This is a genomic window from Mesorhizobium sp., assembly GCF_004963255.1.
In the GTDB taxonomy this organism is placed as follows: domain Bacteria; phylum Pseudomonadota; class Alphaproteobacteria; order Rhizobiales; family Rhizobiaceae; genus Mesorhizobium.
In genome coordinates, this window is sequence record NZ_SUGA01000035.1 from 1 (window position 1) to 26,350 (window position 26,350).

At 63.3% G+C, this 26,350-nt stretch carries 31 protein-coding genes; 19 read left to right on the forward strand and 12 right to left on the reverse strand.

What is annotated here, in order from left to right:
- Positions 1-230: 230 nt before the first annotated feature.
- The gene (locus E5X34_RS26300) at positions 231-584 is read left to right on the forward strand and encodes a DUF1428 family protein (protein WP_292570895.1); all 354 of its coding nucleotides are present in this window, start codon (positions 231-233) and stop codon (positions 582-584) included.
- A 143-nt stretch (positions 585-727) separates the two neighbouring features.
- Here the strand turns inward: E5X34_RS26300 and E5X34_RS26305 are convergent, their stop codons facing one another.
- Both E5X34_RS26305 and E5X34_RS26310 read right to left on the reverse strand, forming a co-directional pair.
- On the reverse strand, positions 728-2,362 hold the full coding sequence (locus E5X34_RS26305; protein WP_292570898.1) for a tetratricopeptide repeat-containing sulfotransferase family protein: 1,635 nt from the start codon (positions 2,360-2,362) through the stop codon (positions 728-730).
- 198 nt (positions 2,363-2,560) lie between these two features.
- On the reverse strand, positions 2,561-2,953 hold the full coding sequence (locus E5X34_RS26310; RefSeq protein WP_292570901.1) for a Kazal-type serine protease inhibitor domain-containing protein: 393 nt from the start codon (positions 2,951-2,953) through the stop codon (positions 2,561-2,563).
- A 449-nt stretch (positions 2,954-3,402) separates the two neighbouring features.
- Here E5X34_RS26310 and E5X34_RS26315 point away from each other — a divergent pair, with 449 nt between their 5' ends.
- From E5X34_RS26315 to E5X34_RS26325, 3 genes are all read left to right on the forward strand, one after another.
- Positions 3,403-3,615, forward strand: coding sequence for a cold-shock protein (locus E5X34_RS26315; RefSeq protein ID WP_006202520.1), 213 nt, complete (start codon positions 3,403-3,405; stop codon positions 3,613-3,615).
- Positions 3,616-3,852: 237 nt separating this feature from the next.
- Positions 3,853-4,065, forward strand: coding sequence for a cold-shock protein (locus E5X34_RS26320; RefSeq protein WP_006202521.1), 213 nt, complete (start codon positions 3,853-3,855; stop codon positions 4,063-4,065).
- Between the two features lie 232 nt (positions 4,066-4,297).
- Positions 4,298-4,711 (forward strand): BA14K family protein, encoded by a 414-nt coding sequence (locus E5X34_RS26325; RefSeq protein ID WP_292570904.1) that lies wholly within the window; start codon positions 4,298-4,300, stop codon positions 4,709-4,711.
- Positions 4,712-4,788: 77 nt separating this feature from the next.
- Here the strand turns inward: E5X34_RS26325 and E5X34_RS26330 are convergent, their stop codons facing one another.
- From E5X34_RS26330 to E5X34_RS26340, 3 genes are all read right to left on the reverse strand, one after another.
- Positions 4,789-5,430 (reverse strand): MBL fold metallo-hydrolase, encoded by a 642-nt coding sequence (locus E5X34_RS26330; RefSeq protein ID WP_292570907.1) that lies wholly within the window; start codon positions 5,428-5,430, stop codon positions 4,789-4,791.
- Between the two features lie 163 nt (positions 5,431-5,593).
- Positions 5,594-5,911 carry a hypothetical protein gene (locus tag E5X34_RS26335; protein WP_292570910.1) on the reverse strand — a complete coding sequence of 106 codons (318 nt, stop codon included), beginning with the start codon at positions 5,909-5,911 and terminating at the stop codon, positions 5,594-5,596.
- A gap of 146 nt (positions 5,912-6,057) precedes the next feature.
- Positions 6,058-6,951 carry a branched-chain amino acid aminotransferase gene (locus E5X34_RS26340; RefSeq protein ID WP_292570913.1) on the reverse strand — a complete coding sequence of 298 codons (894 nt, stop codon included), beginning with the start codon at positions 6,949-6,951 and terminating at the stop codon, positions 6,058-6,060.
- 273 nt (positions 6,952-7,224) lie between these two features.
- Here E5X34_RS26340 and E5X34_RS26345 point away from each other — a divergent pair, with 273 nt between their 5' ends.
- The 4 genes from E5X34_RS26345 (at position 7,225) to E5X34_RS26360 (ending at position 11,218) form a co-directional block, all read left to right on the forward strand.
- On the forward strand, positions 7,225-7,752 hold the full coding sequence (locus tag E5X34_RS26345; RefSeq protein WP_042647466.1) for a MarR family transcriptional regulator: 528 nt from the start codon (positions 7,225-7,227) through the stop codon (positions 7,750-7,752).
- Positions 7,739-8,458, forward strand: a complete 720-nt coding sequence (locus E5X34_RS26350; protein WP_126081672.1) for a response regulator transcription factor — start codon at positions 7,739-7,741, stop codon at positions 8,456-8,458. Before E5X34_RS26345 ends, E5X34_RS26350 begins: the two co-directional genes overlap by 14 nt.
- Positions 8,459-8,509: 51 nt before the next feature.
- Complete coding sequence (locus E5X34_RS26355; RefSeq protein WP_292570916.1) at positions 8,510-9,925, forward strand: ATP-binding protein; 1,416 nt, start codon at positions 8,510-8,512, stop codon at positions 9,923-9,925.
- A 270-nt stretch (positions 9,926-10,195) separates the two neighbouring features.
- Positions 10,196-11,218, forward strand: coding sequence for a glycosyltransferase family 1 protein (locus tag E5X34_RS26360; RefSeq protein ID WP_292570919.1), 1,023 nt, complete (start codon positions 10,196-10,198; stop codon positions 11,216-11,218).
- A gap of 157 nt (positions 11,219-11,375) precedes the next feature.
- Here E5X34_RS26360 and E5X34_RS26365 read toward each other — a convergent pair whose 3' ends face one another.
- From E5X34_RS26365 to E5X34_RS26375, 3 genes are all read right to left on the reverse strand, one after another.
- A complete protein-coding gene (locus E5X34_RS26365) occupies positions 11,376-11,735 on the reverse strand; it encodes a tRNA-binding protein (RefSeq protein ID WP_126081670.1) in 360 nt (119 codons plus the stop codon).
- A gap of 18 nt (positions 11,736-11,753) precedes the next feature.
- Positions 11,754-12,254, reverse strand: a complete 501-nt coding sequence (locus E5X34_RS26370; RefSeq protein ID WP_040989643.1) for a YbjN domain-containing protein — start codon at positions 12,252-12,254, stop codon at positions 11,754-11,756.
- A gap of 313 nt (positions 12,255-12,567) precedes the next feature.
- Positions 12,568-12,870, reverse strand: coding sequence for an accessory factor UbiK family protein (locus tag E5X34_RS26375; protein WP_292571054.1), 303 nt, complete (start codon positions 12,868-12,870; stop codon positions 12,568-12,570).
- 188 nt (positions 12,871-13,058) lie between these two features.
- On the opposite strand from E5X34_RS26375, the gene E5X34_RS26380 reads away from it, so the two are divergent.
- The 7 genes from E5X34_RS26380 (at position 13,059) to E5X34_RS26410 (ending at position 19,134) form a co-directional block, all read left to right on the forward strand.
- On the forward strand, positions 13,059-13,298 hold the full coding sequence (locus tag E5X34_RS26380; RefSeq protein ID WP_292570922.1) for a BrnA antitoxin family protein: 240 nt from the start codon (positions 13,059-13,061) through the stop codon (positions 13,296-13,298).
- A 105-nt stretch (positions 13,299-13,403) separates the two neighbouring features.
- Entirely contained in the window at positions 13,404-14,258 is an 855-nt protein-coding gene (lgt, locus tag E5X34_RS26385) for a prolipoprotein diacylglyceryl transferase (RefSeq protein WP_292570925.1), read from the forward strand.
- The gene (locus tag E5X34_RS26390; protein WP_292570928.1) at positions 14,255-15,457 is read left to right on the forward strand and encodes a class I SAM-dependent methyltransferase; all 1,203 of its coding nucleotides are present in this window, start codon (positions 14,255-14,257) and stop codon (positions 15,455-15,457) included. The genes lgt and E5X34_RS26390 overlap by 4 nt, the downstream gene beginning before the upstream one ends.
- A complete protein-coding gene (gene pgeF / locus E5X34_RS26395) occupies positions 15,411-16,199 on the forward strand; it encodes a peptidoglycan editing factor PgeF (protein ID WP_292570931.1) in 789 nt (262 codons plus the stop codon). Before E5X34_RS26390 ends, pgeF begins: the two co-directional genes overlap by 47 nt.
- Positions 16,199-17,350, forward strand: coding sequence for a Xaa-Pro peptidase family protein (locus E5X34_RS26400; protein WP_292570934.1), 1,152 nt, complete (start codon positions 16,199-16,201; stop codon positions 17,348-17,350). The genes pgeF and E5X34_RS26400 overlap by 1 nt, the downstream gene beginning before the upstream one ends.
- 55 nt (positions 17,351-17,405) lie before the next feature.
- Entirely contained in the window at positions 17,406-18,023 is a 618-nt protein-coding gene (locus E5X34_RS26405) for a hypothetical protein (RefSeq protein ID WP_127303098.1), read from the forward strand.
- 175 nt (positions 18,024-18,198) lie between these two features.
- Positions 18,199-19,134, forward strand: a complete 936-nt coding sequence (locus E5X34_RS26410; RefSeq protein ID WP_126059768.1) for a ribose-phosphate pyrophosphokinase — start codon at positions 18,199-18,201, stop codon at positions 19,132-19,134.
- A 97-nt stretch (positions 19,135-19,231) separates the two neighbouring features.
- Here the strand turns inward: E5X34_RS26410 and E5X34_RS26415 are convergent, their stop codons facing one another.
- Together E5X34_RS26415 and E5X34_RS26420 are read right to left on the reverse strand one after the other, a co-directional pair.
- Positions 19,232-19,645 (reverse strand): dihydrofolate reductase family protein, encoded by a 414-nt coding sequence (locus tag E5X34_RS26415; RefSeq protein ID WP_292570940.1) that lies wholly within the window; start codon positions 19,643-19,645, stop codon positions 19,232-19,234.
- A 116-nt stretch (positions 19,646-19,761) separates the two neighbouring features.
- The gene (locus tag E5X34_RS26420) at positions 19,762-20,631 is read right to left on the reverse strand and encodes a helix-turn-helix transcriptional regulator (RefSeq protein WP_292570943.1); all 870 of its coding nucleotides are present in this window, start codon (positions 20,629-20,631) and stop codon (positions 19,762-19,764) included.
- A 132-nt stretch (positions 20,632-20,763) separates the two neighbouring features.
- Between E5X34_RS26420 and E5X34_RS26425 the strand changes: the two genes are divergently transcribed.
- A complete protein-coding gene (locus E5X34_RS26425) occupies positions 20,764-21,993 on the forward strand; it encodes an MFS transporter (protein ID WP_292570946.1) in 1,230 nt (409 codons plus the stop codon).
- 78 nt (positions 21,994-22,071) lie between these two features.
- On the opposite strand, the gene E5X34_RS26430 is transcribed toward E5X34_RS26425, so the two are convergent.
- Positions 22,072-22,929, reverse strand: a complete 858-nt coding sequence (locus tag E5X34_RS26430) for an alpha/beta hydrolase (protein WP_292570949.1) — start codon at positions 22,927-22,929, stop codon at positions 22,072-22,074.
- A gap of 149 nt (positions 22,930-23,078) precedes the next feature.
- Here E5X34_RS26430 and E5X34_RS26435 point away from each other — a divergent pair, with 149 nt between their 5' ends.
- Positions 23,079-23,519, forward strand: coding sequence for a MarR family transcriptional regulator (locus E5X34_RS26435; RefSeq protein WP_292570953.1), 441 nt, complete (start codon positions 23,079-23,081; stop codon positions 23,517-23,519).
- Positions 23,520-23,552: 33 nt separating this feature from the next.
- Here the strand turns inward: E5X34_RS26435 and E5X34_RS26440 are convergent, their stop codons facing one another.
- Positions 23,553-24,197: a glutathione S-transferase family protein gene (locus E5X34_RS26440; protein ID WP_292570956.1), complete on the reverse strand. Its 645-nt coding sequence runs from the start codon at positions 24,195-24,197 to the stop codon at positions 23,553-23,555.
- 205 nt (positions 24,198-24,402) lie between these two features.
- Here E5X34_RS26440 and E5X34_RS26445 point away from each other — a divergent pair, with 205 nt between their 5' ends.
- Complete coding sequence (locus tag E5X34_RS26445; protein ID WP_292570959.1) at positions 24,403-25,317, forward strand: alpha/beta hydrolase; 915 nt, start codon at positions 24,403-24,405, stop codon at positions 25,315-25,317.
- 381 nt (positions 25,318-25,698) lie between these two features.
- Positions 25,699-26,343: a 50S ribosomal protein L25/general stress protein Ctc gene (locus E5X34_RS26450; protein WP_126059761.1), complete on the forward strand. Its 645-nt coding sequence runs from the start codon at positions 25,699-25,701 to the stop codon at positions 26,341-26,343.
- Positions 26,344-26,350 lie beyond the last annotated feature (7 nt).

Below are 26,350 nucleotides of genomic sequence, written 5' to 3' on the forward strand. Positions count from 1 at the left end.
AAAAAACGCCCATCTGCCTCGTGCGCTAAATATCGGCTCCCGTGCAAAACCCTCCCTGTGGGAGAGGTCGGATTGCCCCGATTTGCCCTTCGCAAATCGGCTGGCAATCCGGGTGAGGGGTAGCTTGGCGCCGGGCTGGAACACCCCTCATCCGTCTCGGCGCTGCGCGCCGATCCACCTTCTCCCGCAAGGGGAGAAGGGAAAGCCATGCCCAACCAAGGAGTTTCACCATGTCCTATGTCGACGGTTTCGTGATTGCCGTGCCGAAGGCAAATCTCGACGACTACAAGAAGCTGGCCAACACAGCGGGCCCGATATGGATGGAGCACGGCGCGCTCTCCTATGTCGAATGCATCGGCGACGACGTGCCGTATGGCGAGCTGACCTCGTTTCCGCGTGCCGTGCAGGCGAAGGACGACGAGATCGTCATCTTCGCCTGGGTCGTCTACGAATCCAGACAGAGCCGCGACGCGGTCATGGCCAAGGTGATGGCCGATGAGCGCCTCAAGATGGACTGGTCCGCCATGCCCTTCGATGGCAAGCGCATGATCTTCGGCGGCTTCCAGCCATTCATCGGGCTTTGAAACTCGGCCTCAAGCTGGGTTGAGATTGAGGTCAGGCCGAGTCGAGAATGGTGGTTTCCGAGAACCGGAGCGGAGCGTACTTAAAGTACGTGAGCACCGGAAGCGCAGGGAACCGCCGTTCGCAGGCCGGCCTCACCTCAATATCAGCCCAGCTTATCCAGCAGCGGCTTCAGCCGATCCCCATACCGTTTCCACAGATCGACCGAGCCCTGATACATCGGCTGGCGCACCTGCGCGGCCGAAGCCGTGCGCACCGGCCGGTCCGTCTCGTGGAAGGACAGAACCTTGTCGTCCCAGGGCAGGCCGAGATGCGCCATCAGCGCCCGCGTCTGCCCTTCCTGGTCGGCGACGAAATCCTCATAACGCACATCGTGCACGACGCCCGGCAGCACCTTGTGCCAATGCGCCATGATGTCGGTGTAGAGGTTATGGAAATCCGCGAGCTCGCCAAGGTCGTAGCCATAGCGGTGGCTGTCGCCGCGGAAATGCACCTTGAAGATCGACAGGCACGTCGCCGCCGCGTCGCGCGCGCAATGGACGATCTTGGCCTTCGGCAGCATCATGTGCATGAAGCCGACCAGCATGAAGTTGCCCGGCATCTTGTCGGTGACATGGCGGTAGCCCGGATAGCGGCTATGCAGCATGTCGAGATACGCCTGACCGGCCTCGGCGAAGGCCTTGTCTGGCATACCGACGATCCCGGCGGGAAATCCACCCGGCATGCTCATCGGAAACTGCTTGCCGACGACCGTCTTTAGGATGCTCAACTCGCCGGCGCCATAGACCTGCGGATGGCTGGCGATGATCTGCTCGACCAGCGTGGTGCCGGAACGCGGCATGCCGACGACGAAGATCGGCGTGTCGTCTGAAATATCGCTTGTCCGGTGCTTCTCGAAGAAAGCCTTGTCGAAGGCCGCTTTCATCGCCTCGAATTCGCCGCGCGTGCGCACCGGATCGTAGTCGATACCCTGGCGGCGGATGGCATTGCCCTCGGCGAAATAGTCGAAAGCGCGGCCATAGTCCTTGAGGTCGTCATTGACCTTGCCGAGACCGAAGGAAAGCTGCATGCGCGCGAGGCTGCCCTGTGGCGCCTTGGCATGCTCGGCCTCCATGCCGGCAAGCTCCTTGTCGCGTTCGGTCTGACGCTTGACCTGGGTCAAAAGCAGCCAGGCCTTGGCCATGCCGGGAACAACCGCCACCGCCTGCCGAGCAAGATCGGCGGCTTCTTCGAGCTTGCCCTTCTCCATCATGGCCACGCCGAGTCCATAGAGCAGCTCGGCGTCCTTCGGCCGGATCGACAAGGACTCGCGGAACAGCTTGATCGCCTCATCCAGCCGCCCGGCCTCCTGCAGCGTTTCCGCAAGCCCAATGCGGGCGCGGACATGAAATGGGTTGCGGCCGATCGTGCCGCGAAAGACCTCCTCGGCGGCGTCGAACTGGCCGAGCTGCTTCAGCGACGAGCCGAGATTGTCGCGCGCGGCCAGCTGGTCCGGCTTGATATCCACCGCGCCGCGAAAGAAATCGACCGCGGCGGCGACCCGGCCGAGGTCGCGCATGACGGTGCCCATATTGTTGAGGAAGTCGGCATTCCTGGGCTGCAGCGTCACCGACTGCTCGATGAGCTCGAGCCCCTCCTCGCTGCGGCCGGTCTGGTGCAGCAGCAGTCCGAGGAAGTGCAAGGCGGCGGCATGGTTTGGCTGCTGCCCCAGGACCTGCCGGTAGAGCGCCTCGGCTTCCTGACGGCGCCCGGCCTGGTGCAGCTGCAGCGCCCGTTGCACATAGGGATCGAGCGGGCTGGCCGTTCCCGGCTTGCCGCCCGCATTCGCCGCTCTTCTTTGATCTCTGTTAATGGGAAACCTGCCGTGTTTGTTGGTCCGCCGGACCTAAGCCATGCGGGCAAGAGATTCAAGGCTAAGCAACACCATGCGCATTGCGGTGTCCATACCCGCCTGTTGAGCCGGACAGCGCGTTGCTTCTCAGCAGGGCCCGTCGCCGACGATGCGATAGTCCGCCGCGCGCGCCTCGCATGCGTTCGGGAAGGTGCGCACTTGCCCATGGCGCCTGGCGCAGACCGGAGCGTATTCGCGTGTGCAGAATGTCTGCTCGCCGCCTCCACCACCGCCGTCGCGGCAAGGGCCGTCACGCACGATGCGGTAGCCTTCCCTTTCGGCCAAGCAGGCATTGGCGAAGGTCTGGCGATCGCCGCCGCGCCGAGCGCAGACCGGTTGGTATTGCATGGTGCAGAGCTGCGGATGCGGCCTGGGCGGGCGCGGCCGGGGCCCATCGTCGACCACCACGGTACAGGCCGCCAGCAGCGCCGCGAGAATGAAAATGACCGGGCTCTGTCGACAAATCGCCAGCAAGCGCATGTGTCCTCCTCCGTCCGGCACCCCCATGCCGACTCGCGATAGCCTCGCATTCCTCGCGGCAAACGCAACCATCGTTTGTGGCGCCGCCAAGCCCTTGGCCGACGGCCTCGCTCTGGCCCATGCTTGGCCCCTCTCTGGCCGATGACCCGTGCCGGCACGGGGTCTATCGAGGCCCAGCGTTGGACGCGCCGCAGGCCGCCCGCGACCGTCGTCTTGCAACCATCACGTTTCCGTGTAATAAATTTCCCCGTTCGGGCATTTGCGACCCGGAGAGCGGAACGTTTTGGACGACCTTTCCCCGATAAGTGTGAATCTCTGACAGCCCCGTTTTTCGGCGGGGGGTTTGACCATGCGCGAATGCATGACCGCCGAAGCAACCACCGGGATTTGCCCAAGGCGCGAGGCAGCGGGCAAACCACAAGACTGACACGGGTGAAGGAGTTTCCCCAATGGCCCAGACCGGTACCGTAAAGTTCTTCAACGCCACCAAAGGCTTCGGCTTCATCACGCCGGATGGCGGCGCCAAGGACGTGTTCGTCCATATTTCCGCGATCGAGGCATCCGGCCTGCGCACGCTGGTCGACGGCCAGAAGGTCACCTTCGACGTCGAGCCGGACCGCATGGGCAAGGGCCCGAAGGCGGTCAACCTGCGCGCCGCCTGACCGGCGCAATCGCCTGTCCTTTGCGGATGCAATGATGCGGCAGGATCCTGAACGGGCTTTTGGACAGGCTCGAAATTGCGAAGGCGCGACCGAACCGTCGCGCCTTTTTCGCGCGCAAATGCTTGGATCGGCAGGCGAAAACTTTCTCTTGCCGATGACGCTAAAATAAAGGACAAATTTCCTCTCGGGCAATTTGCCGGCCCGAGACTTGACTTGATGGGATCAAAGGAGTTTCCCATGCCGCAGACCGGCACCGTCAAATTCTTCAACCATGCCAAGGGCTTCGGCTTCATCACGCCCGACGATGGCGCAAAGGATGTCTTCGTCCACATCTCGGCCGTGCAGGCGTCGGGCCTTCCCGGTCTTGAGGATGGGCAGAAAGTGACATTCGACACCGAGCCGGACAAGCGCGGCAAGGGTCCGAAGGCCGTCAATCTGTCGATCGGCTAAGCCGGCTCCCGACGGATCCGACGGAGGCTTTTCAGGCGGGACCGCTCCCGCCCGGTATCGGGCTGTGCTCGATCCTCGAAAAACCGCCAGGCCTCGAAATCGCCAGGCCACGAAAAATCGATTACGCCGATTTCCGTTCAGCCTCCGTTCAGCCACGGTCTTCTATTAACCTTTGCTAAAGCCGGCTCGCATCCCCTGAAAAATGCACGGGCCGGCGCGAAGGAGACCGAAGATGAACCGTTTTCTCAAGACCGCCATCCTGGGCGTTGGCATCGCCGCGACCACCCTGGCCACCTTCTCGAGGGCCAATGCCGACGACTGGCGTTGGCATCATCATCGCCATCATAACGGCGACGCTCTTGCTGCCGGCGTTGTCGGCCTCGCGGCCGGCGCCCTGATCGGCAGCGCGCTCAGCAACCCCGGACCGCGCTATTACGAACCGGCCTATGGTGACGACTACTATGTCGATCGGCCGGTGCGCCGCTACTACGTGCAGCAGCCGCGTGTCGTCTATGCCGACCGCTACGCAGAGCCGTGGACCCGCGGCTGGTATGAGTATTGCTCGGACCGCTACCGCACCTTCAACTCGCGTACCGGCACGTTCACCGGCAATGATGGCGAGCAGCATTTCTGCGTCGCCAACTAGCCGGAGCTTCAGCAATCGCCTGGGTTCCCTGCCCAGAAAAGCGCCGCTTCCAGCGGCGCTTTTTCTTTGCATGTGGGTCAGGTGAGAAAGGGATTGGTCCGCCGCTCGTCGCCGAAACGGCTGCCCGGTCCATGGCCGCAGATGAAACCGATATCGTCGCCAAGCGGCAGAAGCTTGTCCTTGATCGAGGCGATCAGCGCGGCGTGGTCGCCTCCAGGCAGATCGGTGCGGCCGATCGAGCCGCGGAACAGCACGTCGCCGACATGCGCGAATTTGGCCGCGCGGTTGTAGTAGACGACATGGCCCGGCGCGTGTCCCGGGCAATGCAGCACTTCGAACACGTGACTGCCGAAGGATACCGTCTCGCCTTCGCTGAGGAAGCGGTCCGGCACGCAGTTACGCACCGGATCGGTCAGGCCGAAGCGCTTGGCCTGGTTCTCGAGATTGGCAAGCAGCGGCTTGTCGGCTTCGTGCGGGCCGATAATGTCGATGCCCAGCGCATCCTTCAACTCCATTGCGCCGCCGGCATGGTCGATATGGCCATGCGTTATCCAGATCGCGCCGGCCTTGATGGCATTGTCCTTCAGCGCCTTGAGCACCTGGTCAATATCGCCGCCCGGATCGACGACGACGCCGTTCTTGTCGTCCATGTCGAACAAAATGGTGCAGTTCTGCTGGAACGGCGTGACCGGCACGATGCCGGCATTGAGCTGACCCATGGCTTTCCTTTCTCGAGCAATTCCAGGAAAAGTCCGAACCGCTCCGGTTGTCGCCCTGATGTAGACAGGGCGGCAGACGCCGTCCACTGCCGGCCGGCATAAATATCCCCGCAACGAAATGGGCGGCCGAAGCCGCCCATTTGAAGGCCTGAAGCGACAGACCTTACTTCTTCATCGCACCCATGACCGCGCCGATGATGGCGGTCAGGATGGCGCCGCCGCCGGCGCCGCCGACGATGTTCGGAATGTTCAGCGCGCTGCCCAATCCGCCCGCAGCCGCGGCAGCCGCCGTCGGATCGACCGTACCGCCGCCGAGCAGGCTGCCCAGGATGGCCGCACCGCCGACGCCGCCGATTGCGCCGCCGAGGATCTTGGGGAGCTGACCCAGTGCCGCCTGTTTCAGCGCCGCGCCGACCGCTTGGCCACCGATGATACCCGTAATCACCTGTATAACGATCGCAACAAGCGTGTTCGTATCCATGTAACTAGTCCCTCCATAGCCGCCAGCCTCCTCGGGCCGACGCCATCATGAGACGCCGAATTGTTCGAAAGTCAAATGCGCAAAAGCTTAAATAAAAGGGGCGGCTGCAAAACCGCCCCTATAGCACAAAAAAGCTGTGACTATCGCTATTCTGCGGCGATGGCGTGCTTTGGTTGCACTGCAGCAGAATAGTCGTTCATCAACGTCTTGGCGATCTCGCCGACCTCGAATCGGTATGGACCGATCTCCGAAACCGGTGTCACCTCGGCCGCGGTACCGGTCAGGAAGCATTGCTCGAAACCTTCGAGCTCTTCCGGCATGATGGCGCGCTCGATCACTTCGAAACCACGGTCCTTCGCCAGGGCGATCACCGTGCGGCGGGTGATGCCGTCTAGGAAGCAGTCGGGCGTCGGCGTATGGATCTTGCCGTCCTTGACGAAGAAGATGTTGGCGCCGGTGGCTTCCGCCACCTGGCCGCGCCAGTCGAGCATCATGGCGTCGGCATAGCCCTTGGCCTCGGCAGCATGCTTGGACAGCGTGCAGATCATGTAGAGGCCGGCGGCCTTGGACTTGGACGGCGCGGTGCGCGGATCTGGCCGGCGCCATTCGGCGACATCGAGGCGGATGCCCTTGAGTTTCTGCGCGGGGTCGAAATAGCTCGGCCACTGCCAGATGGCGATGGCGCAATTGATGCGGTTGTTCTGCGCCGAGACGCCCATCTGCTCGCTGCCGCGCCAGGCGATCGGACGCACATAGGCATCCTGGAAACCCTGTTTCTTCAAAAGCGTCCGGCAGGCCTCGTCGATCTCGGCGACCGGATAGGGAATCTTGAAGCCGAGCAGGCGTGCCGATTCATGCAGACGCTCATTGTGCTCGGTCAGCTTGAAGATCTGGCCGCCATAGGCGCGCTCGCCCTCGAAGACGGCGCTGGCATAGTGCAGGCCATGGGTCAGCACATGGATCTTGGCGTCGGCCCATTTGACGAACTCGCCGTTCATCCAGATGAAGCCGTCCAGTTGATCGAAGGGAACGGATGCCATGGAAACCTCCCGCGGGCGGGTGCCCGCAAATCGTTATGTTTTTTATAGCCTTCGTGCCGGCCCCATCACAGGATCCGAAGAGGATCCGAAACGCTGGCCAGTGCTTGGAAGCGTAGGCGGATATTCAATTCGTGGCAAACTCAGGAAGTTCCGGAAAAACGGCTTCCGCTTGCCTTTTCGTTCGCAATCCGCCGAAAAGCTTGTCAAAAATTATCATTGCCCGGGAATTACGTCAATAGTACTGACATAATTCCCGCCTCGCATGGAGAAATGATGACGAGCCCCGCAGCCGGAAAACCGATCAGGACGGCGATCGCCGATGAGGACGGCATCGACTTCGCCATCATCGAACTGTTCTTTTTCGCCTATCGCGATTTCACCTCCGACCCGGACCAGATCCTCGCCGACTATGGCTTCGGCCGCGCCCATCACCGTGTGCTGCACTTCGTCAACCGCAGGCCGGGCCTTACCGTCGCGGAACTGCTCGATGTGCTGAAGATCACCAAGCAGAGCCTTGCGCGGGTCTTGAAGCAGTTGATCGACACAGACCATATCGTCCAGGTGCAGGGGCCGCGCGATCGCCGGCAGCGCGAGCTCTACCCGACCGCCAAGGGCCGCGCGCTGGCCTTGGCGCTGGCGCGGCCACAGTCGCGCCGCATCCGTGCGGCATTGGAGGATTCCGGAGCCACCGAACGCGCCACGATCGAGCGATTCCTGGAAGCGATGGTCAATCCGGAACTAAGAGCGCAGATCGACATTGTGCCTGCGCAAACATCGGGGAAGAACCATGGAGACCATTGAGAAGGTCGATCATCCGGCCGCGCCCGACGATGACGCGCCGCATCTTCTGGTCGTCGATGACGACACGCGTATCCGCAACCTGCTCAAGCAGTATCTGTCCGAGAATGGCTTTCGCGTCACTGTCGCCGGCAATTCCGGCGAAGCCAGGCGCAAGCTCGCCGGCCTCGACTTCGACCTTCTGGTGCTCGATGTCATGATGCCGGGCGAAACCGGCGTCGATCTCACCAAGGCGCTGCGGGCCGAGAAGAACGTGCCGATCCTGATGCTGACGGCGCTGTCCGAGACCGACAGCCGCATCAGCGGGCTGGAAGCCGGCGCCGATGATTACCTGCCGAAACCGTTCGATCCGCGCGAGCTGATCCTGCGCATCAACAACATCCTGCGCCGTGGCGGCCCGGCCGCGACGCCGAAGGTGGAACAGCTGGTGTTCGGGCCTTACACGTTCCAGATCGCCAAGCGCGAATTGAAGCGCGGCGGCGAGGCGCTTAAGCTGACCGACCGCGAGCAGGAAATCCTCGCGATCTTCGCCGCGCGAGCGGGCGAAACCATACCGCGCCATGAGCTGGTGGGCGATGAATCGGATGTCGGCGAGCGGACCATCGACGTGCAGATCAACCGGCTGCGCCGCAAGATCGAGCGCGATCCGTCCAATCCGGTGTGGCTGCAGACAGTGCGCGGTATTGGGTATCGGCTCAGCGTCGAATAGATTACCGTCGAAGGCCCTTTGCTGAACAGGCCATCGACGAGCGGAAGGCGAATGGCGACCACGCAACTGGAACAGCCGAAAGGGAGCGGCCCCGGCGATCTCGCGCTGCGGACGCTGAGGGCGATGCCGCGCGCCTGGAACCGGTTCTGGCGCCTGATCGCGCTCTACATGCCGAAGCGGCTCTACGCCCGCTCGCTGATCATCGTCATCGCGCCGATGATCCTGCTGCAGTCGGTGATTGCCTTCGTCTTCATGGAACGCCACTGGCAGACGGTCACCCAGCGCCTGTCGCAGGCGACGATCTCGGATATTGCGGCCGTCATCGACATGATGGAGACCTACCCGCACGACGCCGACTACGCCAACATCATCCGCATCGCCCAGGACCGCATGCAGTTGAAAGTGGATCTGCTGCCGCCAGATCCGTTGCCGCCGCCGGGCCCAAAACCGTTCTTCTCGATCCTCGACGAGGCGCTGTCGTCGGAGATCACGAGACAAATCAACCGTCCGTTCTGGATCGACACGGTCGGCAACTCGAACGTCGTCGAGGTCCGCGTCCAGCTCGAAGGCAAAGTGCTGCGCGTCTTCGTGCGGCGCAGCCAGGCTTATGCCTCGAATACGCATATCTTCCTGATCTGGATGGTCGGCACCTCGCTGGTTCTGCTGATGATCGCCATTCCCTTCCTGCGCAATCAGATCAGGCCGATCCTGACGCTCGCCGAGGCTGCCGAGAGTTTCGGCAAGGGCCGGCCGATGCCCCGCGATTTCCGCCCCCGCGGCGCCGAGGAGGTTCGCCGCGCCGGCTTCGCCTTCATCCAGATGCGGGAGCGTATCGAGCGCCAGATCGAGCAACGTACAGCCATGCTGACCGGCGTCAGCCACGACCTCAGGACGATACTCACCCGCTTCAAGCTGCAGCTGGCGCTGGCCGGCGGCAAGGCCGAGACCAAGGCCGCGCTGAACCAGGACATCGACGACATGCAGTCGATGCTGGAAGGCTATCTCTCCTTTGCTCGTGGCGAGGCCGCGGAGGATACCGGTCGTTTCGACCTCATGGCCTATTTCCAGAAGCTCGGCGAGGAAGCGCAATTGCGTCGCTGCAAGCTTACGACGACGCTGACCGGCGACCCGGCCGTGCATGTGCGGCCGAACGCCTTTGCCCGTTTGCTTTCGAACGTCATCGGCAATGCTTTCCGCTATGCCAAGACCGTCGAGGTCCACGCCAACCACGGCCGTGGGTCGCTCACCGTCACCATCGACGACAATGGGCCGGGTATCGCGCCCGACAAGCGTGAAGAGGTGTTCAAGCCATTTCTGCGGCTGGACGAGGCGCGCAACCTGGATGCCAGCGGCACCGGACTTGGCCTGTCGATCGCCCGCGACATCGCCCGCAGCCATGGCGGCGACATCAGCCTCGAGGACAGTCCGCTCGGCGGCCTGCGCGCTGTCATCAAGGTGCCCGCCTAGCCAGAGCATGATCCCGGACCGACCTTCGTTTCGGACAAGATCATGATCAATCAAAAAACAGCTTCATCCGCCCGTCATGAAATCATGGTGAAGAGCGCGCATGAAGCGCGCGACCCTTGTTGATTCGGCTCTGCCGCCCCGCTTCGATCCCGCCCCTGCCCGGGTGCGCTGGAGCGAGGCGCGAGCTGCCGCCTGGCTGCCGTTCCGGCACCGCGCCGGCGCGTCCAGGAATTATCGCGGCGATGGACCGTCATACGCAGCGGGATCGCCATGCGCATCCTGATGGTCACCGACGCTTGGCGGCCGCAGGTCAATGGCGTGGTGCACACGCTCGAACGCCTCACCGAGGCGCTGAAGCCCTTCGACGTCGAGCTCGATTTCTTGACGCCGAACCTCTTTCGCACTTTGCCGATGCCGACCTATCCCGACATCCGGCTCGCGCTGACGACGCCGGGTCATGTGGCGCGCCGGATCGAGGCCGCCAAGGCCGACCACATCCACATCGTCACCGAGGGTCCGCTCGGCATCATGGCGCGCCGCTATTGCCGCAAGGCCGGCCGCCCCTTCACCACCAGCTACCACACGCGCTTTCCCGAATATCTCAGCGCCCGCCTGCCGGTACCGGAAAGCTGGGCTTACAACTGGCTGCGCGACTTCCACAATTCCGGACAGGGCACGCTTGTCGCCACGCAATCGCTGTCGGACGATCTCGCGGCGCGCGGCTTCAACAAGCTGAGGCCCTGGACGCGCGGCGTCGACACCGACCATTTCCGGCCCGACAAGCGCAAGGAAACCGGATTTCCGCGCCCGGTCTTCCTGTGCGTCGGCCGCGTCGCGATCGAAAAGAACCTGACCGCCTTCCTCGACCTCGACCTGCCCGGCAGCAAGGTGATCGTCGGCGAAGGGCCGGAACTGGCGAAACTCAAGGCGCGCTATCCCGACGCGCATTTCCTCGGCCATCGCCCGAACGACGAGCTGGCCGAGATCTACGCCTCGGCCGATGTGTTCGTGTTTCCGAGCCGCACCGACACTTTCGGCAACGTCATCATCGAGGCGCTGGCCAGCGGAACGCCGGTGGCCGCCTATCCGGTGACCGGACCGATCGACATTGTCGGCGATGGCGTCGGCGGAGCCGTGTCCGAGGATCTGGGCGAGGCCGCGCTCCAGGCGCTTCACACCGACCGCTCGGAAGCGCGCCAGCGCGCCATGCGCTACAGCTGGAAGACCTGCGCCGAAATGTTCCTCGACGCGGTCGACGAAGCGCAGGGCAGGACTCGTAAACTGGCAGCCTGATACAACGTGGCGATTAGGATGCGCCGAGATTCAGGTCAGGCCGAGCTGAGAATGGTGGGCTCCGAGAGCCGGCGCGGAGCGTACTTGAAGTACGTGAGCACCGGAAGCGCAGGAGACCGCCATTCGCAAGCCGGCCTCACCTGAATATCGGCGCATCCTAGAATAGGCGCCCGCCATCCGGCACCCTGCGCTCGATGGCGCCAAGCACGACAGCGCCCTCTTCATCGGGAAAGCCGAGCGTCAGGACCTCCGACATGAATGGACCGATCTGGCGCGGTGGGAAATTGACCACCGCGAAGACCTGCCGGCCTACAAGCGTCTCCGGCGCGTAGTATTTGGTGATCTGCGCCGACGACTTCTTCACACCGATCGCCGGGCCGAAATCAATCTTCAGCTTGATTGCCGGCTTGCGCGCTTCCGGAAACGGCTCGGCTTCGACGATCGTGCCGGCGCGGATGTCGACACGGTCGAAATCTGCAAAGCTGATCTCGGGCTTGCGCTCGCTGCTGGAACTCATCGGCGATATCGGCTTGATTCAGGCGTTTCCGTGGGTCTCGAAGAGCACGCTGGAGAGCGCGTCCTTGGCCGATGTACCCGACCAGACGACGAACTGGAAGGCCTGGAAATAGCATTCGCAAGCTTCGAGCGCCGACGACAGAAGCACCTCGACCTGCTGGCTTGACGGCTCGACCCCGCCGGCAAGCAGCAGCGACTGCCGGAACATGATCGCGCCTTCCTGCTCCCACAAGTCGAAATGCCCGAACAGCATCTGCTCGTTGATCAGCGACAACAGCCGCATCACTTCAAGCGCGCGCGTCTCCGGCACCTTGATGTCGAAAGCGCAGGCCAGGTGCAGCGCCTCGAAATCCTCCATCCAGGAAAAGGAGACATGATAGTCGGTCCAGCTGCCGGCCACCGAAATAGAAATCTCGTCGTCGCCGGCGCGCTCGAAGGACCAGTCATTGTTGTGGGCCACCTGCTCGATGACGTCCACCGGGTGGATTTCGCGGGAGAATTCGAGTTCGAGGAGTTCCATGAATGCTTCCTGTGTTCAGGGGAGCGCCACACGCTCCGCGGGGCACACACGACGAACAATCTTGTCTAGAACTCGGACGGTCAGGACTTTCCAACGCAAAGACCCAACCGGACCCCACCGCCCGGCGCATGACCCTGCTTCGAATCATGCAACAAATTCAGTCTATTGATCGGGAGTCGCGTGAACAGCCCAATTTTTCGCACCGCGTCATCCGCATGTGGAAAGGTGGCTGTCACAAAGATTCATGCAATGCCGGTAAGCGATTCACGGCAAAGCGATTTTTCGGATCGCGCTATGTGGAAAAGTTTAACGATTATTTTTTTGCGCGGGGCTTCGCCGCACCCGCGGATGCGGCCTGTCCGGTCAGTTCGGCGAGCCTCGCCTCGAGCGCCTCGACGCGCGTCGCCAGTTGGATGTTGTCTTCCCGCGCCTTGACCGCCATCTCGCGCACCGCCTCGAATTCTTCGCGCTGCACCACATCCATGGAATTCAGCATGCGCTCGGCTTGCGCCCGGAACGCCGTCTCCACTTCGCGCCGAACGCCCTGCGCGGCACCCGCGGCATCGGTCATGATCTTTGCGAATTCGTCGAGAATGCGGTTCGGTCCGGTCGCCATGGCAGATCCTCGCTTTGTCGTTTTGACGTAGTGGCGCGCGGCGCGGAATGCAAGAACGTTAAGGGTCAATGCGCCCTGTGCGTTGCTATGGCGCATGGCGCAGCAGTGCCTTTGCGCAGCTGTACTTGAAGGCGCCCAATCGTCTAATGTGTTGCATTGCTTCAGCACTCTTCAGTTAAGGTCAACCAATGGCAACACCCCCGCGCCGACCAACAGATCCGATGGCCGCCGCAGAAGCCGCCTTCAAGCCGGCCAAGAACCCAGCGGCCCCGATTCGCGAGCCCGCCAGCGCACCAAACGTCAGAGAGCTTGTTTCGATCAGAATCGATCGAGCTGTGCTGGACTATTTCCAGGAAGATGGTCCAGGCTGGCAGGACAGGATCAACGACGCTCTAAAGCAAATTCTCGCCGGCAAACGGCCGGTTTGAAAACCGCCATCTGTGCGATCAAGGCAATCGCCGCTGTTGCCTTGACCCCGCCAAAACCCTGCCGCATGGTCCGCGCCCGAACATGACCGCGCCCTGGAGACCCTGTTGAGCGAATATTTCTTTTTGCCGCTGGCCTCCCTGCCCTTCCCCAAGATCGATCCGGTCATCGTCAATATCGGGCCGCTTGCGGTGCATTGGTACGGCGTCGGCTATATCGTCGGCATCCTCTTTGCCTGGTGGTACGCAAAGCGCCTCGTCACCAACGCCCGCCTCTGGCCGGACGGCCACCTGCCGATGAAGCCCGAGGACCTCGACGATTTCATCGTCTGGGCGGCGATCGGCGTCGTGCTCGGCGGGCGCACCGGCTATGTGCTCTTCTACGACCTGCCGCGCTACATCGCGCATCCGCTCGACATTTTCGCCGTCTGGCAGGGCGGCATGTCGTTCCATGGCGGCCTGCTTGGCGTCATTCTCGCCATGACGCTGTTCTCGCTCAAGCGCCGGATCCCCACTTGGACATTGTTCGATGTGGTGTCGGCAGGCGTGCCTGTCGGTCTCGGCCTTGTGCGGGTCGCCAACTTCATCAATTCGGAGCTTTGGGGCCGGCCCTCGGACGTGCCCTGGGCGATCGAATTCCCCAATGGCGGCCCGTTCACCCGCCACCCTAGCCAGCTCTACGAGGCCTTGCTCGAAGGCCTGGTGCTGTTCCTGGTGCTGCGCTTCCTCACTCATTCGCGCCTGAAACTGAAGACGCCGCGCTTCGTCGGCGGCGCCTTCATCTGCGGCTACGGCCTGTCGCGCATCTTCGTCGAGTTCTTCCGAGAGCCCGACCAGCAGATCGGCTACCTGCTCCACACCAACTGGCTGACCATGGGCATGATCCTGTCGACGCCGATGGTGCTGGCCGGCATTTGGGCCATGGCCACGGCGAAGCCGGCGCCGCATCCGCAAGCGGCATGACCCGGCTGAAGGACCGCATCATAGGCCTGATAGGCGCCACGGGGCCGATCCCGGTCAGCGAATTTATGGCGCTCTGCCTGTTCGACCCCGAGGAGGGCTACTACACGACGCGCGAGCCCTTCGGCGCCGCCGGCGACTTCATCACCGCGCCCGAGATCAGCCAGATGTTCGGCGAGCTCGTCGCCGTCTGGCTTTACCAGGCCTGGCAGGGCGCCGGCCGGCCCCTGCCCGCGACTTTTGCCGAGATCGGTCCCGGCCGCGGCACGCTGATGAAGGACATGCTGCGCACATGGTCGCGGCTTGACCCGGCGCTCGTCTCCGGCGCCGCCTTCGCCATGGTCGAGACCAGCCCGCGCCTGGCCGAGATCCAGCAACGGACGCTTGCAGGCCAGAACGCGGCGCTGAGCTGGCACCAGACCATCGACAACTTGCCGCGACAACCGCTCTTCATCGTCGGCAACGAGTTGTTCGACGCGGTGCCGATCCGGCAGTTCGTCTATGTCGGCACAGCCTGGCGCGAACGCGTCGTCGGTCTCGATGGCGCCGATCAATTGCATTTCTTTGCCGGCGCAGGTTCCGTCGACGCGGCGCTGCTGCCGGCGGCCGCTGCCGATGCGCAGCAAGGCGCCATCGCCGAGGTGGCGCCTGCCCGGTCGGCGCTGATGTCGGCGATCGCCGAACGCATTGCCGGCCAGGGCGGCGCCGGCCTTTTCATCGACTACGGCCATCTGCGGCCGGGAATAGGCGACACTTTGCAGGCGCTGCGCCGGCACCGGCGGGAGGACGTTTTGGCCAATCCGGGCGAAGCCGACGTCACGGCCCATGTCGATTTCGCTCCTCTGGCCGATATGGCGCGCGCGCACGGTCTCGATGTGCAATTGTCGACCCAGGGCGAATTCCTGCTCGGCATGGGCCTGCTCGAGCGCGCCGGCACGCTCGGCGCCGATGCCGATGCCGAGACGCGTCAGGCCATTTCTGACGCGGTCGAACGCCTTGCCGGTCCCGACGCGATGGGTGAGCTGTTCAAGGTGATGAAGGTCCTGCCGAAGACGAAAGGCGGCCGAGATCGGCGAGCGGCCTCGGCGGCTGGTCCGCTTCGTTCTCCGAACTTCGCCTTGACGAACCCGCCTTGCGCGGACGACAAACCCAACCATGCTGAATCAGACCAGACCCGATCCAGTACGCTCGCCGCTGCTTGAAAAGGCGCAAGGCATGCGCCACGGCTACTTCACCCGCATCGGCGGCGTCTCCGACGGCATTTATCGGGGCCTCAACATCGGCACGGGCTCCAGCGACGACCAGACATTGGTCGCCGAGAACCGGCGGCGCGTCGCCGACTGGATGGGTGTGTCCGCGGACCATCTGCTGACCGCGCACCAGATCCACTCGCCGGATGTCGTTGTCGCCAGGGAACCCTTCGCCGGCCCTCGCCCGAAAGCCGACGCCATCGTCACTGATCGTCCGGGCATCGCCATCGGCGCATCGACCGCCGATTGCGGGCCGGTGTTGTTTGCCGATGCCGAGGCGCGCGTCATCGGCGCCGCCCATGCCGGCTGGAAGGGCGCCTTCACCGGCGTGCTCGAAAACACCGTCGCGGCGATGGAACGCCTCGGCGCCCGCCGCGACCGCATCGTCGCCGTGCTTGGCCCCTCGATCGGGCCCGACAATTACGAGGTCGGGCCGGAATTCGTCGCCCGCTTCGTCGAGGCCGACGCCGGCAATGAACGCTATTTCAGCCCATCCAAGACTGTCGGCCACTCGATGTTCGACCTCAACCAATATACGGTCGACCGGCTGCGCAAGGCCGGCGTGACCGCCGAGGGGCTTGGCCGCTGCACCTACGCGGAAGAAGACCTTTTCTATTCCTACCGGCGCACCACACACCGCAAGGAAGCGGATTACGGGCGCCAGGTTTCGGCAATCGTTCTGGAGAAAGAGTAATGGCGCTGCATTTCGAACGTTCGGAATTCGACGCGCGGCGTGACCGGCTGCTGATCGAGATGGCCGAAAAGAAGCTCGACGCCGTGCTCCTGTTCGCGCAGGAGAGCATGTACTGGCTGACCGGCTACGACACGTTCGGCTTCTGCTTCTTCCAGTGCCTAGTGGTGAAGGCCGACGGCTCGATGGTGCTGCTAACCCGCTCGGCTGATCTGAGGCAAGCGCGCCATACCTCGACCATCGAGAACATCGTGCTGTGGACCGATCGTCAGGGCGCCAACCCGGCGATCGACCTGCGCAACCTGCTCAACGACCTCGATCTGCTCGGCGCCCGCATCGGCGTCGAATACGACACCCATGGCCTGACCGCCTATAACGGCCGCCGCCTGGACGAGCAGTTGCAGACTTTCGGCCAGATCGCCGATGCCTCCGGCATCGTCGGCCGGCTGCGCCTGTTCAAGAGCCCAGCCGAGATCGCCAAGGCGGAAAAGGCCGCCAATCTTTCCGACGACGCGCTGGATGCCGCCCTGCCGCTGATCAAGCAGGGTGGCGACGAAGGGCTCATCCTCGCCGCCATGCAGGGCGCGGTCTTTGGCGGCGGCGGCGACTATCCGGCCAACGAATACATCATCGGTTCAGGCGCCGACGCCCTGCTCTGCCGCTACAAGGCCGGCCGCCGCAAGCTTACCAAGAACGACCAGCTGACGCTCGAATGGGCCGGTGTGTTCCACCACTATCATGCCCCCATGATGCGCACCATTTTGACCGGCAAGGTGTCGAAGCGCCACCAGGAATTGTTCGACGCTTCCCGAGCCGCGCTGCTCGCTGTCGAAAAGGCGATGACGCCGGGCAACACCTTCGGCGATGTCTTCGACGCGCATGCCCGCACGCTCGAAGCGCACAATCTGACCAAGCACCGGCTGAACGCCTGCGGCTACTCGGTCGGCGCCCGCTTCACGCCATCCTGGATGGACATGCCGATGTTCTACCAAGGCAATCCGGAGCCGATCGCGCCCAATATGACGCTGTTCGCGCATATGATCATCATGGACTCCGAGACCGAGACGGCCATGACGCTCGGCCGCACCTACCTCACCACGGAATCGGCGCCGAAGCCGCTGTCGCGCCATGATCTCGACTTGATCGTGCAGTGAATCCATAATGGTTGGTTCACGCGGGGGCGTTCGCCAGTAGGGAGTTTTCAAGCAAATGAGACGATCGCGGATGACGACCGTGTCATTGCTTGCGGCGCTGGCGCTCGGCGCCTGCACCAACGCCAAGGACGTGCTCGAACCTTCGGCCATCACTCCGCCGGCGAGCTCGGCCCAGTCCTCGGCCGCCCCGCAGGGCACATCGACGACGGCCACAACCCCGACCACGACCGCGCCTGCCCCTTCTCCCGCGCCTTCCACCACAGCATCACCCAGGACATCGGCCCAGACCGCTGCCCTGGCCAAGACACGGTTGCAGGTGGCGCCGATCGTCGGCGCATCGGTGGACGCGGCGGCACCGTTGACGGCGGAACTGCAGACCCGCGCCAAGCAACGCGGCTTGACGCTTGTCGGCAGCACCGACCAGACGGCGACGCATGTGCTGAAAGGCTATTTCTCGACGATGTCCGAGGGCAAGGACACCACTGTCATCTATGTCTGGGACATTTACGACCCCTCGGGGAACCGCCTGCACCGCATCAACGGCCAGCAGAAAGCGCCCACGGTCGGCAGCGGCGAAGGCTGGCCCGCAGTGGCGCCCGCGACCATGCAGGCCATCGCCGACCAGACGATCGATCAGTTCGCCGCATGGCTCGGCAGCGGCGGCGCCGGTTGACCCAACGGTAGCCGGCCGAACTGTTGCCGGCTTGCGATGTTTTGCTTGTTTGTTGCAGTCGCCGAAGGGATTCCCGATAACGAGGCTTGCAATACCGGCGCGGGCCGCTAAAAGCCCGCTTAAAAGGCTCGTTGAGAGTCTCTCGGGCCTCTCCATCCTTCACCAGGAACGGTGCATGAAGCTTTTCGCGGGCAATTCCAACCGGGTGCTGGCCGAAGCGGTCGCTCGCTATCTCAACATCCCGCTAGGGAAGGCCAGCGTCAGGCGCTTCGCCGACCAGGAAATCTTCGTCGAGATCCAGGAAAACGTGCGCGGCGAGGATGTCTTCATCCTGCAGTCGACCTCTTATCCGACCAACGACCATCTGATGGAACTGCTCATCATGATGGACGCTTTCATGCGCTCCTCGGCGCGACGCATCACGGCGGTCATCCCCTATTTCGGCTATGCAAGGCAGGACCGCCGCGCCTCCGGCCGCACGCCGATCTCGGCCAAGCTGGTCGCCAACATGATCACCCGCGCCGGCGCCGACCGCGTGCTGACGCTCGACCTGCATGCCGGCCAGATCCAGGGTTTTTTCGACATTCCGACCGACAATCTGTTCTCGGTGCCGGTGATGGCCCGCGACGTGAAGGCCAAGTACAAGCAGCTCGGCAATGTCGTGGTCGTGTCGCCCGACATCGGCGGCGTTGTGCGGGCGCGCGCTCTGGCCAAGCGTTTCGACGCGCAGCTGGCCATCGTCGACAAGCGCCGCGAGCGCCCGGGTGAATCGGAAGTCATGAACATCATCGGCGCGGTCGCCGGCAAGGATTGCCTGCTGATCGACGACATCGTCGATTCCGGCGGCACGCTTTGCAATGCAGCCGACGCGCTGCTCGCCAACGGCGCGACGTCCGTCACCGCCTACATCACCCATGGCGTGCTGTCGGGCGGCGCCGTCGCCCGTATCGCCGGTTCGAAGCTGCAGGAACTGGTGATCACCGATTCCATCCAGCCGACGCAGGGCGTGCTCGATGCACCGAACATCCGCGTCATCTCGATCGCCGACCTGATGGGCGAGGCGATCTCGCGCACGGCGACGGAAGAGTCGGTCTCGAGCCTGTTCGACTAGAGCGTTTCACCGTTTCACGGAAACGGCCAACCGCTCTATCTCCTTGTTTTTACGCAATTCCGGACGGAAATCCGCCCACACTTTTCCTGGAATTGCTCTAATCGATTTCGATAGGCGCGTAACGCAGCAGCGTCACGCCTTGCGCAAGCCGCTCCGTGCCGAGCGGCTTCAACGCCAGCGACAGGCCGGACCGGAAATACGGCTTGCCGCCGCCGAGCACGACCGGATGCATATAGAGCCGGTATTCGTCGATCAGCCCCGCGCGTGCAAGATGGGAGGCCAACTCGGCGCCGGAAACGGAAATCTCGCCGTCCGTGTCCGCCTTGAGCGACCTTGCCACCGCCTCGACATCACCTTTCACCAGACGGGCATTCGGCCCGACTTCCTGAAGCGTGGTCGAAAATACGATCTTCGGCGTTTCACGCCAGGCGTGGGCAAAATCCCGCTCTCCGCTCGGGCCGGCGATATAGCCATCGAGCGATGTCAGCATGGCATAGACGATCGTCGCCATGGCGTTCCTCCGGTTTTGGTGCCCCCGCAAAGGATCATATCTGATTGCAATTTGCAATCAGATAGCCTGGATGGAACCCGGAGAGACGACGTATCGGTCCGATGCCGCGGCTCGGTTCACGCAGCAAGCGGGCCGCCTGTGCGACGCGGGTTTTCACCGGCATCGCGCGCGCCGCGCATATAGCCGCGCGGCGAAGCGCCGAGCATGCGCTTGAACATGGTGGTGAAGGCCGGCACGCTGTCATAGCCGAGATCGAGCGCCACCCTGGTGATCGGCTCGCCGTCGGCGAGCCTTGGCAGCGCGGCGAACAGGCAGGCCTGCTGGCGCCAGGTCGAAAGCGACAGCCCGGTCTGGCGCTGGAAAGCGCGGGTGAAAGTGCGCCGGCTCATGCCTGCGGCATCCGCCCACTCGTCGATCGTGGCGTGCGGCGAAGGAGCCGCCACGAAGCGCCTGCAAAGCGCCGCGAGCTTCGGATCGGACGGGAAAGGCAACCCTAGCGGGCGTTCCGGCAGGTTCGGGATCTCGTGCAGCAGCAGTCCCATGACCAGCGCTGCCCGCCCTTCGAGCTCGCCGCCTTGCGGCAATTTCTCCGATTCAACGATCAGGCTGTGCATCAGCTCGGTGATGCCGACGACGCGCAATCCCTCCGGCAGGCCGGCAATGGCATCAGGCATCACATAGACCGAGCGCATCGAGACGTCTCCCAGCATCTCGACCGAATGCTCGGTGCCGGCCGGTATCCACATCGCATGGTCGGGCGGCACCATCCAGCGCCCGTGCTTCGTCGTCACCAGCACGACGCCGACCAGCGCGTGCAGTAGCTGGCTGCGGCTGTGGCGGTGTCGCGGCACGTGATAGCCGTCCGGATATTCGGTCGGCAGCGCCACCGCCGGCCCGACGGCCTCCTCCAGCCACTGCCAGCGGCTTTCATGCAGCCGGCCGAGCTCGGCGGCGTCGCCTTTGAAGATTTCCCGGCCATGCGGCATCGGATGTGGCCCACTTGCGAAACTATTGGACCAAACCACGAAAGAAGTCGCTATTCAAGCCGATTATAAGGCAAGCGTCCTATCCCATGAGACTGCTGCGGTTCGCCGCCAAAAAGACTACGGAGCATTGCCTTGACTGATACGACCGCCACATCCGTCGCCACGCCGGCGACGGCAAGCAGCACCTCGGCGCAAGCGACGGTCTTTGCCGTCATCCTTTCGGTGAGCTTCTGCCACGGCATCAATGACATCATGCAGTCACTGCTGCCGGCGATCTATCCGCTCCTCAAAGAGAATTACGGTCTCGATTTCTGGCAGATCGGCCTTCTGACCTTCACCTTCCAAGTCACGGCCTCGCTGCTGCAACCGGTGATCGGCATGATCACCGACAAGCGGCCTATGCCTTATTCCTTGCCTTGGGGCATGGCTTCGTCGCTGGTCGGCCTGATCGTGCTGGCCTATGCCGGCCACTATGTGCTGCTTCTGGTCGGCGCCTCGCTGATCGGCATCGGCTCGGCGATCTTCCATCCGGAATCCTCGCGCATCGCGCGCTTCGCCTCGGGCGGCCGCTTCGGCCTTGCGCAGTCGCTGTTCCAGGTCGGCGGCAATTTCGGCCAGTCGATGGGCCCGCTGCTCGCCGCCTTCATCGTCGTGCCCTTCGGCCAGACCAGCATCTCCTGGTTCGCCATCGGCTCGCTGATCGGCATCTTCGTGCTGTGGCAGGTCGGCGGTTGGTACAGCCGCATGCGTGCCGCGCAGGGCGCCCGCAAGCAGGTTGCCCATGTGTCGCCCTTTCCGCGCAAGAAGGTGATGGGCGCGCTCGCCGTGTTGACGCTGCTGGTGCTGACCAAGAACGCCTATATCGCCTCGCTCTCCAGCTACTACACCTTCTATTCCATCCATAAGTTCGGCGTCTCGGTGCAGACGAGCCAGGTCATGCTTTTCCTGTTCCTCGGCGCCTCGGCGCTGGGCATCCTGCTTGGCGGCCCGTTCGGCGACCGTTACGGGCAGAAGGCGATGATCTGGTTCTCGATCGTCGGCGTCCTGCCCTTCACGCTGGCGCTGCCCTACGCCAATCTGGAATGGACGATGGTGCTTACCGTGCTGATCGGCCTGATCCTGTCGTCGGCCTTCTCCAACATCGTGGTGTTCGCGCAGGAGCTGGTTCCGGGCCGCGTCGGCACGATCGCCGGCATCTTCTTCGGCTTCGCCTTCGGCATGGGCGGTATCGCCGCTGCGGTGCTCGGCGTCATCGCCGACGTGAAGGGTATCGATTTCGTCTTCCAGGTCTGCTCGTATCTGCCCTTCCTGGGCCTGCTGACGGTGTTCCTGCCCAATATGAAGGAAGCGCGAAGGGCCTGATTGCCTTGGCACTCCGAACGGCCTCCGAAGATCGAAGCACCCGCCGCCTGGCGGGTGCTTCGTGTTTGGTGACCTGCTTCAAGCCTTGAAGAAGGCCAGCAGGTCGGCGTTGATGACATCCGCATGGGTCGTCGCCATGCCGTGCGGGAAGCCCTTGTAGACCTTGAGCTCGCCCTTCTTGAGCAGCTTGATCGACAGCAGCGCGGAGTCGGCGATCGGGACGATCTGGTCGTCGTCGCCATGCATGACCAGCACCGGCACGTCGATGGCCTTTAGGTCTTCGGTGAAGTCGGTTTCCGAGAAGGCCTTGATGCAATCGTAGTGCGCCTTGGTGCCGCCCATCATACCCTGGCGCCACCAATTCTCGACGACAGCCTGCGAGACCGCGGCGCCGGGACGGTTGAAGCCGTAGAACGGGCCGGCCGCAACGTCGTGGAAGAACTGGGCGCGGTTGGCGGCCTGGGCGGCGCGGAACCCGTCGAACACCTCAATCGGCAGGCCGCCGGGATTGGCCGCGGACTTGACCATGATCGGTGGCACGGCGCCGAGCAGCGCCGCCTTGGCGACACGACCGCCTTGGCCGTACTTCGCGACATAGCGCGCCACCTCGCCGCCGCCGGTGGAATGGCCGACATGGATGGCGTCCGTGAGGTCGAGATGCGCCGCGAGTTCCGCGACATCGGCGGCGTAAGTGTCCATCTCGTTGCCGGTATCGGTTTGGGTCGAACGGCCATGGCCGCGCCGGTCATGGGCAATGACGCGATAGCCTTTCGACAGGAAGAACAGCATCTGGGCGTCCCAGTCGTCGCTGCTCAGCGGCCAGCCATGGTGGAAGACGATCGGCTGGCCCGTCCCCCAATCCTTGTAGAAAATCTGCGTTCCGTCCTTGGTGGTGATCGTGCCGCTGCCCGAGCCTGTCTTGGTCTGCGAGGTCATCTCAATCTCCTTCGGTTGATACCACGATAAATAATATCGTGATAATTGTCTTCGTAACGGAGACCGGAAGCCTTGTCCACGGAAAATCTGTATCGCGATATCATTTCTCGTGATACACACAGATGCTCAGTCGGCAAAAGGAATGCGCCGTGCCTCTCCCGTTGGACAATCAGCTCTGCTTCACGCTCTATGCCACTTCGATGGCGATCAACCGCATGTACAAGCCCATGCTGGACGAGATGGGCATCACCTATCCGCAATATCTCGTGCTCAATGCGCTGGGAGAGGCTGACGGCATGTCGGTGGGCAGCATCGCGCATCGGCTCGCCCTGGAATCGAGCACCATCACCCCGCTCGTAAAGCGAATGGAGCAGGCCGGCCTTGTCACCCGCCAGCGCAGCCAGGCTGACGAGCGCCTGGTCCAGGTCGACCTGACCCCCAACGGTCGGGCTCTGCTCGTCCAGTGCAATTGCCTGAACGAGACGCTGATCGAGCGCTCAGGCATGAAGCTGGCCGAGCTCGACGCCCTGAACCGGCAAATCCAGGCGTTGCGCCATACGCTGAATGGCGGCCAGGCGACCGACGCCTAGCGCGACCGTCCGGGATCGCGCAAAAGCTGCGGGTCACGCCTCGATCTTCACCGGCGCCAGCGGCGGTGCCTCCAACCCCTGGAACGGGTCGCGCCAGGCGTCGATCGCTTCCAGCCGGCCGTACCAGCGGCGGATCGCCGGATAGTGGTCGAGCGGCAATCTGGCGGCGTCGTTGAAGGGCAGGAATGTCGCCATGCGGAAATCGGCATAGGAGATTGAATTGCCGACCAACCATTCGCGTCCGGAAAGCTCGGGCTCCAGGATCACCGCGGCGCTATGGAATTGCCTCAACCCCTCCTCGACCAGGGCCTGATCGATGGGACCGATCCCATAGCGCTGCTTGGTCCCGCGCTCGAAATGCACCATGTCGCACGCGAAGGCGAACCGTTCCTTGCCCCAGCTTAGCCAGCGGATCATGTCCGGCTCGTCGTTCCCGCAGCGCCAGAAATCGGAGCGAACGTCGCGGGACAGCCGGCAGGCGATGGCGTCGGCCTCCCAAAGGCTCCAGCCCGGACCGACCAGGATCGGCAAGGTCAGATTGGGGTTGAGCGCCCGGTAGTGCTCGGCCTGCCCCGGCGCCGTGGACGATGCGAACTCATACGCGATCTCCGCCTTGAGATAGCGCGCGGTCGCGACAGCAAGGCGAGGATTGGGATTACGGCTGAACAGGAGTTTCATTTGCGTCCCCCACGGGTTTTCGGATGTCTGCCCCAGGACGATTGAAACCCGCCCGATCCTACATTCACACATCTCATGTCGCCGAGACCGATCTCGCCCCGCTGGATGAAAAAATCCCGTCGCGGGTGCTTGCGGCACGACAAAAGGTCTGCTTCGTTCAATCGACGTCAGAATTTAGCAATTCGGCCGGTTCCGGGAGATTGGCATGTACAGGATGGTCGTGGCCGCGTTGGGCCTGCTCCTTTCCGCTTTGCCGGTTTCGGCGAAGATTGTCCCGTTCCCTCACGGCTTCAAGACACGGACGATCGAGACCAACGGCACCAGCCTTCATGTCCGCGTCGGCGGGCAAGGCCCGGCCGTCATCATGCTGCACGGCTTTGGCGACAGCGGCGACATGTGGGCGCCTGTCGCGGCGAAGCTGATGAAAGATCACACCGTGATCGTGCCTGATCTGCGCGGCATGGGGCTGTCGGCGCATCCCGACACCGGTTACACCAAGAAGAACCAGGCCCTCGATATCGCCGGCATCCTCGACCATCTGAAGATCGACAAGGCGGATCTCGTCACACACGACATCGGTAACATGGTGGGTTACGCCCTCGTCGCACAGTATCGCGACCGCATCACCCGCTGGGTCGTCATCGACGCGCCGCTGCCCGGCATCGGCGACTGGGACAACATCATCCGCCTGCCGCTGTTGTGGCACTTCAATTTCCGCGGCCCCGACATGGAGCGTCTGGTCGCCGGGCGCGAACGCATCTATCTCGACCGCTTCTGGAACGAGTTGTCCGGCGATCCCAAGAAGATCGACGAGGCCACCCGCGCGCATTATGCCGCGCTTTATGCGCGTCCCCACGCCATGCACGATGCGTTCGAGCAGTTCGCCGCCTTCAGCCAGGATGCCACGGACAACAAGGAATTCCTCGCCAAGGGCGGCAAGGTCGCCATGCCGGTTCTGGCCGTCGGTGCGGAGAAGTCTTTCGGCGCGGCGCAGGCCGACGATCTGCGTTTCGTCGCCAGCAATGTGACGGCCGGCATTGTGCCCGGCTCCGGCCACTGGATCATGGAGGAAAATCCTGACGCGACCGTCAAGCTGATCGTGGACTTCCTCGCCAAATAGCGCTGATGCGGACAGGCCTTTGGGCACGGCCGGGGAAATCGCCAATACGGCGTCCTTCTCCAATTCTACAAATGTCCTTCATGGTCGCCTCGGTAAGGCCGGCCGATGCCGGCACGAGCATCGTTTGAAGCCCTGGCGGGCAGCGCCGAGGCCTACCGCCGTTGATCTTGCGCCCTTGCCCGCCTTCCGCTATAGAGCCGCCACCCGCGTAGACACCCTTGGAGGCAACGCGGAGGAAGGCCGGCCAGGCCTCGCATGATTCCAACGCATTTGGATTGCCAAACGCATCGGACGGATCGTGCAAGGCCGCGACGGCTTTCGACGTTTACGGTCGGGCTTACGCCGACCGCGAGCGCTCCACAACACGCGAAAGGAAATGCCATGAGCCACGATGCTTATGAGCTCAAAGCCGAAGCGCGCGAACAGGTCGGTAAGGGGTCCGCCCGTGCAGTTCGCCGCAACGGTAAAGTGCCTGCAGTTATCTACGGCGACAAGCAGCCTCCCCTGGCGATTGCGCTGAACTACAAGGACATCTTCTACAAGATCCATGGCGGCGGGTTCCTGACCACGGTCGCCACGATCGATGTCGACGGCAAGAAGATTCAGGTCCTGCCGAAGGATTTCCAGCTCGACCCGGTCAAGGATTTCCCTGTCCATGTCGACTTCCTGCGCATCGGCAAGGACACCGAGGTCAATGTCGACGTGCCCGTCCACTTCATCAATGAGGACAAGTCGCCCGGCATCAAGCGCGGCGGCGTGCTCAACATCGTTCGCCACGAAGTCGAGTTCCACTGCCCGGCCAACGCGATCCCGGAATTCATCACCGTCGATCTCGCCGGCACCGACATCGGCGACTCGATCCACATCTCGGCGGTCAAGCTGCCGGCCGGCGTCAAGCCGGTCATCTCCGATCGCGACTTCACCATCGCGACCATTGCCGGCTCGTCGGCCATGAAGCCGGAGACGGAAGCCACCACCGAAGTGGCGGCGACCGAGACGGCGGCCCCGGCGGCCGAAGAGAAGTAATTTCTCT